1 protein-coding gene is annotated in these 212 nt (G+C 70.3%); it reads left to right on the forward strand.

Annotated features, from left to right (window positions below):
* Positions 1–212 (forward strand): sugar phosphate nucleotidyltransferase (locus ADK54_RS20930; protein WP_267887025.1); only part of this gene is annotated, 212 nt, incomplete at both ends.

The raw sequence follows: 212 nt of genomic DNA on the forward strand, positions 1-212 counted from the left end.
CGAGGGCGGCAGCGTGATCGCGCTCATGGAGGTCGATCCCGAACAGATCCACCTCTACGGCTGTGCGGCCGTCGAAACCACCGCCGAGAGTGACGTCGTGCGCGTCACCGGGCTGGTCGAGAAGCCGGAGGCGGCCGAGGCGCCCTCCAACCTCGCCGTCATCGGCCGCTACGTCCTGGACCCGGCCGTCTTCGACGTGCTGCGCACCACCG

The organism is Streptomyces sp. WM6378 (assembly GCF_001279695.1).
In the GTDB taxonomy this organism is placed as follows: domain Bacteria; phylum Actinomycetota; class Actinomycetes; order Streptomycetales; family Streptomycetaceae; genus Streptomyces.